We start from the raw sequence: 14,711 nt of genomic DNA, 5'->3' as shown, positions 1-14,711 counted from the left end.
GTCAAGACCGACGGTCCTCCTCATCAGCAAGACGTCGCCGCGGTGCGGGAGCCGTACTATTTTTTCTTAAGGCGTCGTGAATGGCGCGGTATCCCTGCTGTAACAGCTTTTCGACCGAGCTGAGACTGAGGCCAAGTTCGGCGGCGATCGCCTTTTGCTGGCGCCCTTCGAAACGGAACTGGCGGAAGACGCGCGCGGTCCTTTCGGGCATCGCGTCGATCGCCGCCTCGATCTGGCGCAGCCGCTGGCGGGCGATCAGATCGTCCTCCATCGTCGGCATCTCATCGGACGTGGTCTGCACCGACAGCCACTCTGTGTCGCGCGCAGCGTGGCGGCTGGCGGATCGGCGGCGATCGAACGCCAGATTGTTGGCCATGCGGAACAGATAGGCGGCGGGTTGCGATACGGGGCCGGAGGGCAGGCTCTCCAGCTTCAGCCACAGATCCTGCAGCACATCTTCGGCATCGTCGCGATTGCCCAGCCGCGCGGTCAGCAGCCGCAACAGCATCGGCCGTTCGGTCAGGAAGACACCGCGTAAGCCCGAATCGCTCATGTCGCCCTTTTGACATCATGCGCGAAAAAGAGCGCGACAATGACGAGCGCGACTGCATTCTGGATCAGCCCGTGCCAGCCCGCACCATCGACCCCGATCCACCACAGCAAAGCGGGCAGCGCCGGATAGAGCGCGAGGTTGGTGATCAGCGCGACCGCCATAGATCGTTGCGGATGGCCGAGCGCGGTCAGCCCCGCCGCGATCGGCGTCGCGGCCAGCGCGGCGAGGCGGCCGATCGCGACGAGGATCAGCAACGTCGTGCCGCCCGTGAAGCTCTGCCCGCCGAGCAGGATGAGCAGCCGATCGCCCAGCAGCCCCAGCACTGCCACGATCGGCACCGCCACCGCGCCCGCAATGGCGGCGCTGCGCCAGACGGTATGGCGTAGCAGGCCGAACTGACGCTTGGCGACCTGATCGGCCAGCACCGCATAGCTCGCCTGCGACAGCAGGGTTGCGGGTTGCTGGAGCAAGGCCGAGGCGCGCTGGGCGAGGCCGAGGAGGCCCGCCGCCGTCGGCCCCAGCACCCAGCCGACCGTGAGAGGCGCGAGGTTGGGCGCCAGTTCGCGCAAGGTGATGTCGAAATTGGTGAGCATGATGAAGCGCCCGAAGCCGCCCCGCTCGCGCAACACCCCGCGCCACGGGCCGGTCAGGCGGCGCCCTTCGGCCAGCTTTTCCCACGCGATCATCCCCAGCCACCACATCGCCACGCCTTCGACCAGCGATGCGATCAGCCACACGGTGATGAACCCCGCCAGCCCGCCGCCCAGCGCCCAGACGATCGCCGCGCCGATCAGCCGCACCATCGGCGATATCGCCTGATGCAGCCCGATCAGATCGAAGCGGCCGGCGATCTGCAGGATGCCTTGCGGCGTCGCGCGGACGGTGGCGAGGACGGCGAGACTATAGGGGATGGCGAGCATCATCGCATCGTCGGACCAGCCCATGCGCGGCCCGACGAACGGCACGATCAGCGCCGCGAGCACCAGCGCGACCACGCCGAACGCCACCTCCACCACCGCCATGAAGCGCACGATCCGCGCCATGCCGTCGATATCGCCCGCCTCCAGCGCCTGCGATCCGTAGCGCACGACCCCGTGATAGCCGGAAAAGGCCACCACGCTGCCCATGAACACCGCATAGGCATTGACCAGGATCAGCACGCCATAATCGCGCGCGCCCAGACTGTGCGTGACGATGATCAGGTAGATGACGCTGACGATCCCGGCGACCGCCTTGCCCCCCAGCAGGTGAAGCAGGTTCGCGATCACGCGCCGCACGCCCGATTGCGGCGGGGCGCTCATAATATCGGGGGTGGTGTCGTCGGCCGGCGGCATAGCCGTTTGCATAGGGGTTGTGCGGCCTGTTGCACCACCCCCGTCGCGGTCCTGACTGTCCTAAAAAGTCTTACGGGTGGTTCGGGACGGCGGCGTCTTACCGGCATGAGGATCGGCTTTCTGTTCAATCACGACCAGGTCCACCAGGTCGCCCACTCGCTGCCCGTCGCTCTGGCGATGCGCCGCAACCACCCCGGAACCGAGGTCGTGATCGCGACCACCAATGCGCGGTTGACCGCCGAGGTGAAGCGGCTCGCGGCGCGGATCGGCGATCGTGTCGATGTGGTCGAACTTGGCCTGCGCAGCGCGATGACGCGTTTCGCGGCGAAGCATCTCGAAGTGGTGCTGCCCGTCTCGAAGATCGCGATATACCGCGACAATCTCGATTTCTTCCGCAGCCTCGACGCGCTCGTCGTCGCCGAAAAGACCTCGCTGCTGCTCAAGACGCGCTACGGGCTCGATGATCTCAAGATCATCCACACGCGTCATGGCGCGGGCGACCGCGCGATCGGTTTCAACAAGGCGAGCGCGGGTTTCGATCATGTGCTGGTGTCGGGCAGCAAGATCCGCGAGCGGCTGATCCGCGACGCGGGCGTCTCGCCCGACAGGATGAGCCAGGTCGGCTATCCCAAGTTCGATCTGCTGCCCGAACGCCCGCAGAAGCTGCCGTTTCAGGACAATGGCAAGCCGACGGTGCTCTACAATCCGCACCCGTCGCCGCACCTGTCGTCCTGGTTCGAACAGGGCCGTCAGGTGCTCGAACATTTCCTGAAGGACGATCGCTACAATCTGATCTTCGCGCCGCACGTCATGCTGTTCCATCGCAGCTTCGTGGTGACGATCGACAAATTGCGCATCGATCGGCCCGGCCGGATCGATCGTCGCTTCTACGACGCGCCCAACATCCACATCGATCTGGGCAGCAGCGCATCGACCGACATGACCTATACGGCGGCGGCCGACATCTATCTGGGCGACGTCAGCAGCCAGATCTACGAATTCCTGCACACGCCCAAGCCGTGCCTGTTCCTCGACACGCATGGTGCCGACTGGCGCGGCAATCCGAACTATGCGCATTGGCAGGCGGGGGAGGTGATCGCCGATCCCACCCATCTCGGCGCGGCGCTCGATCGCGCAGTGCGCAGCCACGATCGCTATCGCCCGATCCAGCGCGAACTGTTCCAGCGCAGCTTCGAACTGACCGCCGAGCGTTCGGCCGATCGCGCCGCGCGCGCGATCGTCGGCGTGCTGGCGCCGGCCGCACCGATGCCTATGTTCGAGCCGCAGCCTGCGACCGCGCCCAATGTCGTGCCGCTGCGCCGGCGTCAGGGCGGTATCGCGGCCTGATCGATGGGACTGCGCAAGGACATCTGGCGGCCGGCGATCGTGTCGGCGACGATCGATCAGATCGTGGCGCGCGGCGGGGTCGACGGGTTCGACATAAGCTGGCTGCCGCCGATGGGATCGTTCCGGTTCATCGCCGATCCCTTCGGCCTGTGGCGCGACGACAAGCTGTATCTGTTCGTCGAGACCTATGATTATCGCGTCCGCGTCGGCGCGATCGAGGTGCTGGTCTATGACCGCGACTTCGCGCTGATCGAGCGACGGATGGTGATCGAGGAGCCGTGGCACCTGTCCTATCCGTTCGTGTTCGAAGCCGATGGCGAGACGTGGATGCTGCCCGAGGCGCATCGTTCGAACAAGCTGACGCTCTATCGCGCGATCGACTTTCCATACGTCTGGGAGCCGGCGCATGTGATCGAGCTGGATCATGTGCCCGTCGATGCGACGCCGTTGTTCCACGATGGCCTGTGGTGGCTGTTCTACACATCGGCCAGCCGCGAGCCGGACAAGATGAGCGCGCTCCACGTCGCTTATGCCGAAAAGCTCACCGGGCCGTGGCGTCCGCACCCGATGAATCCGGTACGCGTCGACATCACCAGCTCGCGCCCCGGCGGCACGCCGTTGCTGCTCGATGAGCAGGTGGTGTTGCCGGCGCAGGATTGTTCGGCGACCTATGGCGGCGCGATCCGCCCGCTTGCGATCCCGGTGTTGACGCCCGACCGGTTCGAGGCGGAGGCGTGCCTGCCGATCCGCGCCCCGGCCGGGTTCGCGCCCTATACCGAAGGGCTGCACACGCTGGCGGCGGCGGGGCCGGTGACGCTGATCGACGTCAAGCGCACCGAACTATCGCCGCACGGCCTGTCGATCGAGATTGCGCGCGAGACGAAGAAGCTCCTGCGCCGGCTCGCTGCATAGCATTCTGATTGCCGCGATTTCCGAGCCGGCAGATGAGTCCATCTGCCTCGAAATCGCTCTAGAAGCCCTCCATCCGCTTCACGATCGATCGGCCGATCGCCTCGAAATGGTCGGGGCCGAAGCGGTCGATCACGCGCGCACGCGCCGCCATGCCCATCGGGGCGAGGCGATTGGGATAGGTGAGGGCGGCGCCCAGCGCCTCGGCCAGCTCGCCGGCATCGCCGGGTGGCGCGACCCAGCCGGTCTGTCCGGCGACGATGCTGTTGGGCATTTCGCCGACTGCGCTCGCGACGACGGGGAGGCCCGCCTGCATCGCCTCATGCGCGGCGACGCAGAAGCCTTCGGACCGCGACGGCTGAACATAGAGGTGCAGATCGGCCAGGAAGCCGCGCGGATCGCCGACATAGCCCGCAAAGCGAATGTTGGAGAGGCCCGCCGCGCGCGTCGCCGCTTCGAGCGCCTCCCGTTCCGCACCGTCGCCGCCGACGATCAGTTCGTGCGGCACCGGATGATCCTTCAATCGGGCCAGCGCCTCGATCAGTACGTCATAGCCCTTGACCGGATGGAGCCGCCCCAGCGTGCCGATCCGCACCGGCTCGCCCGGATACCAGACGCGGCCCAGCGGTGCCGCCGGATCTGCGCGGAAGATCGGCCAGGTGATCAGCCGGTCGTGCCCGATGCCGAGCCGTTCGGCACTCAATTGCGTCACGCGATCGGAATCGCCGATCCACAGCCGCGACAGCCGCTGGGTTGTGCGCAGCAGGCGGCGGTTGGCGGGCTTCAGATAGGCGGCGTGCTGCCAGCTGACGACCGGCACGCGACGGCGCAGGCCGGCGATCTGGCCAAGCAGGGTCGCACGCGTCAGCGAGGTCCACAGATGCGTGGGCCGCCAATCGGCGATCTGCCGATCGAGCCAGCCGAGCGCGGCGCCATGATCCTTTTCGCCACCGCCGCGCACGATCGCATCCAGCCCGGCATCGGCCATAGCGGGCAAGGCGCGCCCGTCCCGGCAGGTGAGCGCGAAAAGGCGCACATCGGCGCCGGCGCGACGCAGGACGTTGGCGACGGAGGGAACCGGCAGGGCAGCGCCCCCGCCTTCGACGGAGTTGATGATATAAGCAATGCGCATGGGTTCAATCTGTGGTGAGGCGGACAAGGGCGGCCTGTTCGAACAGGCGCAGATAGGCGTTGGCGACAGGCCCGATCCGGTGGTGGGCAACGCGTGCGGCCAGCCGGTGCGGATCGGGGGAGGGGGCGGCGAGTTGCGCGCCGATCGCGCGCGCCATCGCCTTGGGATCGCCGACGGGGACGATCGATCCCGTCTCCGCATCGTCGATCAGCGTATCGACGGCGGAGGTGCATCGGGTCGAGACGACGGGGCGTCCCGCGGCCAGCGCCTCGACCAGGACGGCCGGATAGCCTTCGAAATGCGATGACAGCACGAACAGGCGCGCATCGTCGAGCCAGGGGCGGATGTCGGCGACATAGCCGGGCAAGATCACCCGATCGCCCACCCCGCGCGCGGCCGCGCGGGCGATGAGCGCCGCGCGCTCGATGCCCGCACCGACGATGACCAGGCTGGCCTCGCGATCGTCGAGCAGGGCGAAGGCGTCGATCAGGTCGGCAAAGCCCTTTTCGCGCACCAGCCGGCCGGCGGCGACGATCGTCTTGCCCGTCGCCTGGGCGACAGGAGCGGGGACGTCGTCGGCGAGTGCGGGCAAAGCGATCGTCTCGGCACGTCGCCCGCCGGCGATCCGGTCCGCATCGTCGCGCGCCTGATCGAACAAGGCGGCGACGGCATCGGCGCCCTTCAACAGACGGCGCATGCGCAGATCGAAGCCGAACTGGCGCAGGCGCCCGCGCTGCGGCTTGTTCAGCGACGCGCTGACCTGCGCCACGATGGCGGGCCTCACGGCTTCCGGCAGTTTGGCCGACGCGCCGATGACCGGCCAATGATAATTGCCGGGCACATAGAGGCCGTCGACAGGGTGCAGATCCCAGTGCGCGGCGGCGGCTTGTCCCAGCCGCCGCCGCGAACTGCGCCCGCGCGGGATCGCAGGCATGGCGCCCACCACCTCGACCTCGGATCCCAGCAGGGCGGCAAGCGGGCCTTCGGTCGACCCGCAGAAAATGGTCACGCGCGCGCCGGCATCGGCCCAGGCGTTGGCAAGGCGGACGGCGATCCGTTCGGTGCCACCCAGCGCGAAATCGTGCAGGACGATGCCGATGTCGAGCGGACGACCGGCGCTGCGCCCGATCCGCGCCGATGCGAGACGGCGATAGTGGCGGCGCTCGCCGGCGGTGGGATGATCGCGCGGGATCATGAGGCGTGCGATCCGCTGTTCAGGCGGTTGATGCCGTAATAAGCGACATAGCCGACATGATCGGACAGCATCGTACCGTCGGCTTCATGGCCGAAGGGGGTGGCGATCCGGCGGGTGTCGAGCGCGATCCCGCCGCCATGCCCCAGAAACTGCCAATCGCGGCGGCGCTTCATCGAATAACGCGCATCGTCGGACAGGCCGGCCGCGCAGCTGTCATCGGCGGCGCAGGCGTGCATCGCATCGGGCAGCGTGGATTGCCCCGCGCCCTTCCACCAGCGGGCGGATGCCTGTTCGACATAGGCCGCGCGCGCCTTGTCCTTGCCGATGTTGAAATCGCCCGCGACGATCAGGGGCGCACCGGGCAGGTAATTCGCCTTGATGAAGGCGCTGAGCGCATCGACCTGCCGATGATAGGCATAGAGCGATCGATCGGCCGAAACCCGCGCGGCGTGGCGCGAATTGAGGTGGGTATCGACCACCGCGACCGGGGCAGCGAGCGCCGGCACCTTGATCAGCGCCATCACCGCGCCCTTGTTGGCGAGGCAGTCATAGCCGCCGCATGCAAAGGCGGGGAAGGCCATGTGCTGCACGCCGACGATCGGATAGTCGGACAGGATGCGCAGTCCGCTGCCGGTCCACTTGCCGATCGCCTCGCCCTTCAGCCGGCTCGCGCCGTCGGCAAAGGCGATGTCGGCGGCGGTTTCGGGCATCGTGCTGATCAGGTCGCGCGACGGCCCTTCGGCGATGTAGCGATAGCCGCCCAGTGCGCCGATCTTCGCGGCGTCCTCCGAAAAGGCTTCCTGCAGCAGCACGATGTGCGGCTGGCGACCCACGCTACGCAACTCTCGCAAACGCTCCCCGATCGCGGCGAGCGATCCGCCGCGGCCGATACGCGCGGGGAAGGGCAGTCCTTCGACATTATAGGTCATCACCGACAGCGGATGATCGATCGGCATCTCGCTGTTCAAATTGGGCGTGCCGCCACGCGCGGGGCGCACGGCAAAGGTGATCGCGACGGCGATCATCAGCAGGAAGGCCAGCGCAAGGCGGCGCGACGAATGCGGGGGCGCGGGGCGGATCACCGTCAGAATCCCGTGCTGAAGGAAAGCGCGATGCTCGAACGGTCGCGGCCGTCCATCGTCATTGCCTGCGCATCGGCGCTGGCGATCCGATCCCGCCGCGCGGCGATGCCGACCCGCGGGGAGAGCGCGTTCTGGAAATCGGGGCTGTAGGAGATGCCGGCGATCATGCTGCTGCCGCTCGCCCGCGCGCCTGCCGACAATTCGATCGCGCGGCGCCAGTTGGCGTGGCGGCTGGACAGCTGATCGATCAGGTATCGGGCGCTCAGCTGCCAGTGATCGTCCTGCACCCAGCCGGCGGAGACGCTGGCCTCGGCCGTCTTCATCACATGGCCGCCGACGATCGCGGTCATCAGCCGCTTGCGCTGCGCGCTCAGCCCCGCCGAAACCCACAGCCGCCCCGCATCCTCGAACGGGGTCGCGTAGGTGATCAGCATCGAGGAATGCGATTCCCGTTCGCGCCGCGCGCCCAGCCGGTCCTTCGTCCTGCGGCCCAGATTCGCCTGCCGCTCGATCGTGAACAGGACCATGCCCAGCGACGAAATGTCGGTCAGCGTGGTCAGCCGCTGCACGCGGCCCGCGCCCTGCGTGGTCGCGCGATAGCTGTGCCAGAGCTGGTTGTGGCCGGCCATCGCCCAGTGGGGATCGATCCCCACAGTCGGCCCCTGCAACGCTATCGGATCAACCGCATCCGTGCCCGCCGACGCACCCGATGACACCAAAGAGCCCAGCACGACAGCAATGCTCCACGCCTTCCAGCCCAACGCCGTTCCCCCACGAAACCCCTCGATGGGAAGACGTCACCGCTGAAACAGAGCCGCAAAGAAAGTGTCGTGATTTTCCCTTTTTAACTTTTCTGGGCGTGGGCGCTGAGTTCCTCGAGGTCGAGATCGCGTTCGAGTTCGTGGAGCGTCTCCTCGTCGATCTCGCCCGCGCGGTGGAGGCGGATCAGTTCGGCGCGGCCCACCGCCACCAGTTCGAGCACCATGTCGAAATGCGCGATGAGGCCCGATCGCATCTCGGCCGCCTCCACGACATAACGGTCGGTGATCGACGCGCGGCGCTGATAGCTGTCGAGCAGACGGGGGTGGATCAGATTGCCGTCGCCGTCATAAGCGCGGGTTTCGAGGAGCGCGACCTGCGCGCGGGCGATCGATGCTTCGGCCTGATTCAGCGTCAGCCGGCAATGATCGTCGGCACTGGCCGGGGGCGCGAGCTTTCGGATCAGCCAGCCCAAGGTCGTCCCCTGGATCAGAACGGTGCCCAGGATGACCGCGAAGGCGGTGACGAGCATCAGGTCGCGGCCCGGAAAATCCTGCGGCACGCTCAACGCCACCGCCAGCGTCACCACGCCCCGCATCCCGGCCCAGGCGACCACGGTCGATCCGCGCGCGCCGATCTGCGTGTAGCGCCGCACGCCCAGCATCCGCACCAGCGCGATGATCGCGTCCGAACCATACATCCACGCGAAGCGCGCGGCGGTGAGCGCGAGCAGGATCAGCAGGACGGGCACCGCCATCTGCACCAGCACGACATCGACCCCGCCGACGCGATCGATCACGCCGCGCAGCGACGATCCGATCAGCATGAAGACCGACGCTTCCATCAGGAAGATCATCACCGTCCAGAATGCCCCGCCGCGCATGCGCACCGACGCCGTCCAGATCACATGCTGATACCAGCCGCAGATCAGCCCGGCCGCCACCGTCGCCAGCACGCCCGAGACATGCAGCGTTTCCGCCAGCAGATAGGCGGCCCACGGCACGAGGATCGACGATGCGATCATCAGATAATCGTCGCCCAGCCGACGGACCAGCAGCACCCAGGCTGCGCCGACCGCAGCACCCACGGCCAGCCCGCCGATCGCGAGCAGCAGGAAACCGCCGATCGCCTCGCTCGCGCTGAACGCCCCGGTCAGCCCGGCGGCGATCGCGAAGCGGAAGAGGACGAGGCCGGCGGCGTCGTTGAGCAGGCTTTCGCCCTCCAGCAGGATCGACAGGCGGCGCGGCAGCTTCACCCGCTGCAGCACGGCACGCGCCGAGATCGCGTCGGGCGGTGATACGATCGCGCCCAGCGCCGCACAGGCGGCCCACGGAAGCGCCGGGAACAGCGCGTGGGTAACGACCGCGACGACGGCCGTGGTGAAGACCACGGCGCCAACGGCGAGCGACAATATGCCGATCATATGCCGCTTCAGATGGCCTAGCGCGATGAACCACGCGCCGTCCATCAGCAGCGGCGGCAGGAAGATGACGAGCACCAGTTCGGGGTTCAGCTCGATCACCGGCAGGCCGGGCAGGAAGGCGAGCAAGACGCCCCCGGTCAGCAGCGCGACCGCAGGCGGCAGGCCCAGCCGGCGCGCCGCATAATGGAGCGCGATGATCGCCAGCAGCATCGCGATCATCAGTTCGAACAGTTGCAGCGGTTCCATCAATGCTCCTCGGCGTGTCGCAATCCACCATAGCGAAGTCGTAGCCGGCGACAATTTGGCGTTCGGGAGCAAAGGCGTGTGCTTGTCAGCGTGTCGCGGCAGGCTATGCACAGGACAATCGGCGCCGGATCAACGAGCGTCGGCGGGGACGGAGAGGATGACGATGCGGCAGATCGGACGCGGGATGCTGGCAGGCGTGGTGGCGGCCGGTCTGGCGATGGGCGCGGTGGCGGCGACGAAGAAGGGCGCCGTCAGCGACATCGGCTGGCCGATGCACGGCTTCAACACCGGCGAGGACCGCTTTTCGCCGTTGACCGGCATCGACAAGGCGAATGTCTCGCGGCTCGGCCTCGCCTGGTATCACGAGTTCGATACGGATCGCGGGCAGGAAGCGACCCCGATCGTCGTCGGCGACCGGCTCTACGTCACCACCGCCTGGTCGAAGGTCGGCGCGTTCGATGCGGCGACCGGCAAGCAGCTTTGGTTCTTCGATCCCAAGGTGCCCGGACAGCGCGGTTTCGATGCCTGCTGCGACGTCGTCAATCGCGGCGCGGCTGTGGATGGCGATCGGCTGTTCGTCGGCACGATCGACGGCCGCCTGATCGCGCTCAACCGGCACACCGGCAAGCAGCTCTGGTCGGTCCAGACCACCGATCCGACCAAGCCCTATACGATCACGGGCGCGCCGCGTGTCGTGCGGGGCAAGGTGATCATCGGCAATGGCGGCGCCGAATATGGCGTGCGCGGTTATGTGACCGCTTATGACGCCGCGACCGGCAAGCAGGTCTGGCGTTTCTACACCGTCCCCGGCGATCCCGCGAAGGGGCCGGACGGCGCCGCCTCCGATCCGCAAATGGCGGAGGCGGCCAAGACCTGGTTCGGCAAATGGTATGACATGGGCGGCGGCGGGACCGTGTGGGACTCGATCGTCTATGACGCCGATCTCAACCGCCTCTATATCGGCGTCGGCAATGGCGGCCCGCACAATCAGGGGGTTCGATCGGAAGGGAAGGGCGACAACCTCTTCATCGGTTCGGTCGTCGCGCTCGATCCCGATACCGGCAAGTATATCTGGCATTATCAGGAAACGCCGGGCGACACCTGGGACTATACGTCGACCCAGACCATCATCCTGGCCGACCTGCCGATCGACGGCGTGAACCGCAAGGTCATCCTTCACGCGCCGAAGAACGCCTTCTTCTATGTGATCGACCGGCAGACGGGGAAGCCGATCTCGGCCACGCCTTATTCGAAGCAGACCTGGGCGACGGGCGTCGACATGGCGACCGGCCGGCCGATCGAGGCGCCGGGCGCGCGCTGGTTCAACAGCGAAAAGCCCTTCCCGCTGCTGCCGGGGCCGAACGGCGCGCACAACTGGTATCCGATGGCGTACAGCCCCAAGCAGCGGCTGGCCTATATCCCGACGACCGAGAACAGCCTGTCGCCGCTGTCGCCGCCCAAGGAGTTCACCTTCCGCCCCGGATCGTGGAACATGGGGACCAATCTGACGACGGGTAAGCTGCCCGACGATCCGGCGATCATCAAGAAGGTCGCGGCTTCGCGCACCGGCGCGCTCGTCGCGTGGGATCCAATCGCCAACAAGCAGAAGTGGCGCGTCGATTATCCGACCAACTTCAACGGCGGCCTGCTCGTGACGGCCAGCGACCTGCTGTTCCAGGGGACGGCGACCGGCCACTTCCTTGCCTATGGCGCGGATGACGGCGCGAAGCTGTGGGATTCGGGCGATGTTGGCACCGGCATCATGGCCGGCCCCGTCACCTATACGGTCAAGGGCGTCCAATATGTCGCGGTGATGGCGGGTATCGGCGGTTCGGCGATCTCGTCGGGCATCCTCGCGCCGCAGCAGGGGCGACGCAACGGCCGGCTGCTCGTCTTCCGGCTCGACGGCAAGGCGAAGCTGCCACCCTATCAGCCGATCGAATATCCCGATTTCCGCGCACCGATGCCGCAGGCGGCGGCCGAGGTACTGGAAAAGGGGCGCGTCGCTTATGCCAACAACTGCATGGTCTGCCACGGCCCTTCGGCCGACGGCGGCATCCTGCCCGATCTGCGCCGTTCGCCGCTGATCGCGGAGAAGGCGTCGTTCGACGCCGTCCTGATCGACGGCGCCCTGGCCCCCAACGGCATGATCAGCTTCAAGGGCAAGTTGTCTGAAGAAGAGGTGGAGGCCGTGCGCCTCTACCTGATGCAGCGGTCGGCGGAGCGGAAGTAGCGGTCTGCAGGAAGTTTCCTATAGGAAACTTTCAGCGCTTTCGGGTCCATCGCACTTCTACCGCCCGATCCTCGATCGCGGCCGACAGGATCAGCGTGTCGCCGTCGAAGGCGTAGGCACGGCGTTGATCGGTGTTCGTCATCGCCGGATCGAAAGCGCCGGCAACGTGGTGGGTGACGACCTTCGCCGCCTCGTCGATCGTGAAGGGGCCGTGATAGCTGCTATAGGATGAGCCGACCGTGCCATCGCCGCCAAAGGCCATGTGGCACGACATCCAACCTTCGGGGCTGTAGATCATCACGCCGATCGGCGCGGTGCCATAGGGGCGATGGACCGTCCCGTCGGGGAAGGTGATCGTACAGGCGACCAGCGGCCAGGTGCCAGTCAGGCGTTCGAGATCGGTCATGCGCGGTCCATCCCCGGTTGAGCGCCGGGGTCTCCGCCCCGCGCGCTAGAGCATCATCGCCAAGGCATAGCCTTGCTGGGTGGCGAAGGCCATGCGGCGGGGCGCGAACGCGTCGCCGAGGACGTGGATGTCCTTTCGATGTTCGTGGAGATCGGTGAACAGGCTGGCATTGGGGATTGCGCCGCAGGCCAGCACGACACTGTCGAAGCCGGGGAAGCGGCTCTCCTTGCGCGAATAGACGTGGTGGGTGACGACCTCTGGCAGCGCGATCGACGTCACCGCCTCGTTATAGACGATCCGCACGCCGGCTTCGGACAGGCGGCCGAGCAGGGTGCCCAGCGAATAGCGACTGAGCAGGGGAGCGGGGCCGTTGGTCTGGATGAACAATGTCACCTCGCGGCCCTGACGGCCCAACATGTCGGCGAAGGCGAGGGGAGCGGCATGATCCTCCTGCACCACGATCGCCACCCGATCGCCGGGTTCCTTTTCCTCGCGCAGCACCTGCCACATATCGCAGACGCGCGGATCGTCGCTTCCTGTGATCCCGGGGCGGCGGGCGGTCGCGCCGGTGGCGATGGCGACGATCTCTGCTTCGCTCTCGGCCAGCATTTGGGGCGTCGCGCTTTTGCCAAGGCTGATCTCGACGCCCAATTCCTCCAGGCGTGCCTGCTGATAGGCAATGAGATCGAGGAAAGCCGCCTGACCCGGCAGCTTCGCCGCAAGGCGGACCTGCCCGCCCAGTGCGTCGCCCTGTTCCCACAATCGCACCCGATGGCCGCGCTCGGCCGCGGTCAGCGCGAGTTGCAGCCCCGCCGGGCCGCCGCCCACCACCAGAAGGGCGCGCGGTTGCGTCGCGCGCGTCGGCGCGCTGCGATCGCCCATGCCCAGCGCGGGATTGACGGTGCAGGCAAAGGGCAGCCCTTCACCGACGGTACGGTTGATACAGTCGTTGGTGCCGATGCACGGCCGCAGCCGTTCCCTGTCGAGCCCCTGCGCTTTGCGCGCGAAGGCGGCGTCGGCGAGGTGGGCGCGGCCGACTGCGACCAGATCGGCGTGGCCATCCGCCAATATGCGCTCGGCAATCTCCGGACGCCCGACGCGCCCGCCATAAGCGATCGGCAGGTCGAGTTGGCGGCGAAAGCGGCCCGCCTGCTCGGCCCATTGCGCATCGTCGAAATGCCAGGTCTGGATATAGCTAGGATAGCCCCAGCCGGTGCCCATGACGAGGTGGAGATAGTCGACCATGCCGGTCTGCTGGATCCAGCCCGCAATTTCCAGCCCGCCGTCGAAATCGTAGCCGCCCGGTTCGGCCTCGACCATGTTGAGCCGCACCCCGATCGCCAGCTTGCCACCTACACCGGCACGGATTTCGGACAGGATTTCGCCCAGAAAGGCCATGCGCCGTTCGAACGATCCGCCATAATCGTCGTTGCGCAAATTGGTGAGCGGCGACAGGAACCATTCGATGATGTCGTCATGATTGGCGTGGAGTTCGACGACATCGAGGCCCGCGGCCAGCGCCTGTTCGGCCGCGGCGCGATATTCCTGAACGAGGAAGGCGATCTCGCGTCGCGTCAGCGGGTGCGGCATCGAATTGATCACCGGGCCGGATAATGTGGCCGATGGCGCATGCGGCGTGCCGCCCTGCATGATGATCTGGGTGCCCACCTTCGCGCCGGCCGCATGCGCATCGGCCGCGAGCATGCCCATGCGCTCGACGAACAATGGATGGCGGAAGCTGCCCTTGTTGCGCGCGCCGACGCCGCTGGGATCGAAGCCGGGCGGCAGGATATTGTCAATCACGCCGTTGAGCGCGATCAGCAGCCCGGTCCCGCCCTGCGCCAGACTGCGCCAATAGGAAATGTAGCGCTCGGCCTCCTTCTCGGTCCCCACCAGATTGCCCATCAGCGCGGCGTGCGGCGGCGCGATCAGGCGGTTGGGCAGCGTCACGCGGCCGATCTTCATGGGTGACGACAACAGGGTCGGGGTCTGGCGGACCAGCGTGTTCATGGCATCTCTCCCATATGCGTTCGATTTCCGAATCTTGCACTATGGGTTAATTTATGTCGCGAACGCGACCGTGCCTAGCCCG

General features: G+C 66.9%; 12 protein-coding genes. 3 read left to right on the top strand and 9 right to left on the bottom strand.

Annotated elements, in window-relative coordinates; all coding sequences use genetic code 11:
- Position 1: 1 nt before the first annotated feature.
- Positions 2-553: an RNA polymerase sigma factor gene (locus tag EOD43_RS21705; protein ID WP_240653465.1), complete on the bottom strand. Its 552-nt coding sequence runs from the start codon at positions 551-553 to the stop codon at positions 2-4.
- Positions 550-1,887, bottom strand: a complete 1,338-nt coding sequence (locus tag EOD43_RS21700; protein WP_240653464.1) for a lipopolysaccharide biosynthesis protein — start codon at positions 1,885-1,887, stop codon at positions 550-552. Before EOD43_RS21700 ends, EOD43_RS21705 begins: the two co-directional genes overlap by 4 nt.
- A gap of 105 nt (positions 1,888-1,992) precedes the next feature.
- Here EOD43_RS21700 and EOD43_RS21695 point away from each other — a divergent pair, with 105 nt between their 5' ends.
- Positions 1,993-3,234: a hypothetical protein gene (locus EOD43_RS21695; protein WP_240653463.1), complete on the top strand. Its 1,242-nt coding sequence runs from the start codon at positions 1,993-1,995 to the stop codon at positions 3,232-3,234.
- 3 nt (positions 3,235-3,237) lie between these two features.
- The gene (locus EOD43_RS21690) at positions 3,238-4,146 is read left to right on the top strand and encodes a glucosamine inositolphosphorylceramide transferase family protein (protein ID WP_127746395.1); all 909 of its coding nucleotides are present in this window, start codon (positions 3,238-3,240) and stop codon (positions 4,144-4,146) included.
- A 58-nt stretch (positions 4,147-4,204) separates the two neighbouring features.
- Here the strand turns inward: EOD43_RS21690 and EOD43_RS21685 are convergent, their stop codons facing one another.
- The 5 genes from EOD43_RS21685 to EOD43_RS21665 all read right to left on the bottom strand — a co-directional run bounded on the left by EOD43_RS21685 (position 4,205) and on the right by EOD43_RS21665 (position 9,980).
- Positions 4,205-5,275 (bottom strand): glycosyltransferase, encoded by a 1,071-nt coding sequence (locus EOD43_RS21685; RefSeq protein ID WP_127746394.1) that lies wholly within the window; start codon positions 5,273-5,275, stop codon positions 4,205-4,207.
- A gap of 4 nt (positions 5,276-5,279) precedes the next feature.
- Positions 5,280-6,470 carry a glycosyltransferase gene (locus tag EOD43_RS21680; protein WP_127746392.1) on the bottom strand — a complete coding sequence of 397 codons (1,191 nt, stop codon included), beginning with the start codon at positions 6,468-6,470 and terminating at the stop codon, positions 5,280-5,282.
- Positions 6,467-7,552 carry an endonuclease/exonuclease/phosphatase family protein gene (locus tag EOD43_RS21675; protein ID WP_240653462.1) on the bottom strand — a complete coding sequence of 362 codons (1,086 nt, stop codon included), beginning with the start codon at positions 7,550-7,552 and terminating at the stop codon, positions 6,467-6,469. The genes EOD43_RS21680 and EOD43_RS21675 overlap by 4 nt, the downstream gene beginning before the upstream one ends.
- Positions 7,553-7,554: 2 nt before the next feature.
- Entirely contained in the window at positions 7,555-8,205 is a 651-nt protein-coding gene (locus EOD43_RS21670; RefSeq protein ID WP_127746390.1) for a hypothetical protein, read from the bottom strand.
- 191 nt (positions 8,206-8,396) lie between these two features.
- Entirely contained in the window at positions 8,397-9,980 is a 1,584-nt protein-coding gene (locus tag EOD43_RS21665) for a Na+/H+ antiporter (RefSeq protein ID WP_127746388.1), read from the bottom strand.
- A 163-nt stretch (positions 9,981-10,143) separates the two neighbouring features.
- Here EOD43_RS21665 and EOD43_RS21660 point away from each other — a divergent pair, with 163 nt between their 5' ends.
- Complete coding sequence (locus EOD43_RS21660; RefSeq protein ID WP_240653457.1) at positions 10,144-12,213, top strand: PQQ-dependent dehydrogenase, methanol/ethanol family; 2,070 nt, start codon at positions 10,144-10,146, stop codon at positions 12,211-12,213.
- Positions 12,214-12,244: 31 nt separating this feature from the next.
- On the opposite strand, the gene EOD43_RS21655 is transcribed toward EOD43_RS21660, so the two are convergent.
- Together EOD43_RS21655 and EOD43_RS21650 are read right to left on the bottom strand one after the other, a co-directional pair.
- Complete coding sequence (locus EOD43_RS21655; protein ID WP_127746383.1) at positions 12,245-12,619, bottom strand: lipocalin-like domain-containing protein; 375 nt, start codon at positions 12,617-12,619, stop codon at positions 12,245-12,247.
- 45 nt (positions 12,620-12,664) lie between these two features.
- Positions 12,665-14,629, bottom strand: a complete 1,965-nt coding sequence (locus EOD43_RS21650) for an oxidoreductase (protein ID WP_127746381.1) — start codon at positions 14,627-14,629, stop codon at positions 12,665-12,667.
- Between the last annotated feature and the right edge of the window lie 82 nt (positions 14,630-14,711).

The organism is Sphingomonas crocodyli (genome assembly GCF_004005865.1).
Classification (GTDB): Bacteria; Pseudomonadota; Alphaproteobacteria; order Sphingomonadales; family Sphingomonadaceae; genus Rhizorhabdus; species Rhizorhabdus crocodyli.
This window is presented reverse-complemented; position numbering and strand designations above follow the sequence as displayed.

Excerpts from the sequence above, each read along its gene's own strand:
- EOD43_RS21705 (WP_240653465.1), bottom strand. The coding sequence starts at position 553 with ATGAGCGATTCGGGCTTACGCGGTGTCTTCCTGACCGAACGGCCGATG.
- EOD43_RS21700 (WP_240653464.1), bottom strand. The coding sequence starts at position 1,887 with ATGCCGCCGGCCGACGACACCACCCCCGATATTATGAGCGCCCCGCCG.
- EOD43_RS21695 (WP_240653463.1), top strand. The coding sequence starts at position 1,993 with ATGAGGATCGGCTTTCTGTTCAATCACGACCAGGTCCACCAGGTCGCC.
- EOD43_RS21690 (WP_127746395.1), top strand. The coding sequence starts at position 3,238 with ATGGGACTGCGCAAGGACATCTGGCGGCCGGCGATCGTGTCGGCGACG.
- EOD43_RS21685 (WP_127746394.1), bottom strand. The coding sequence starts at position 5,275 with ATGCGCATTGCTTATATCATCAACTCCGTCGAAGGCGGGGGCGCTGCC.
- EOD43_RS21680 (WP_127746392.1), bottom strand. The coding sequence starts at position 6,470 with ATGATCCCGCGCGATCATCCCACCGCCGGCGAGCGCCGCCACTATCGC.
- EOD43_RS21665 (WP_127746388.1), bottom strand. The coding sequence starts at position 9,980 with ATGGAACCGCTGCAACTGTTCGAACTGATGATCGCGATGCTGCTGGCG.
- EOD43_RS21660 (WP_240653457.1), top strand. The coding sequence starts at position 10,144 with ATGCGGCAGATCGGACGCGGGATGCTGGCAGGCGTGGTGGCGGCCGGT.
- EOD43_RS21655 (WP_127746383.1), bottom strand. The coding sequence starts at position 12,619 with ATGACCGATCTCGAACGCCTGACTGGCACCTGGCCGCTGGTCGCCTGT.
- EOD43_RS21650 (WP_127746381.1), bottom strand. The coding sequence starts at position 14,629 with ATGAACACGCTGGTCCGCCAGACCCCGACCCTGTTGTCGTCACCCATG.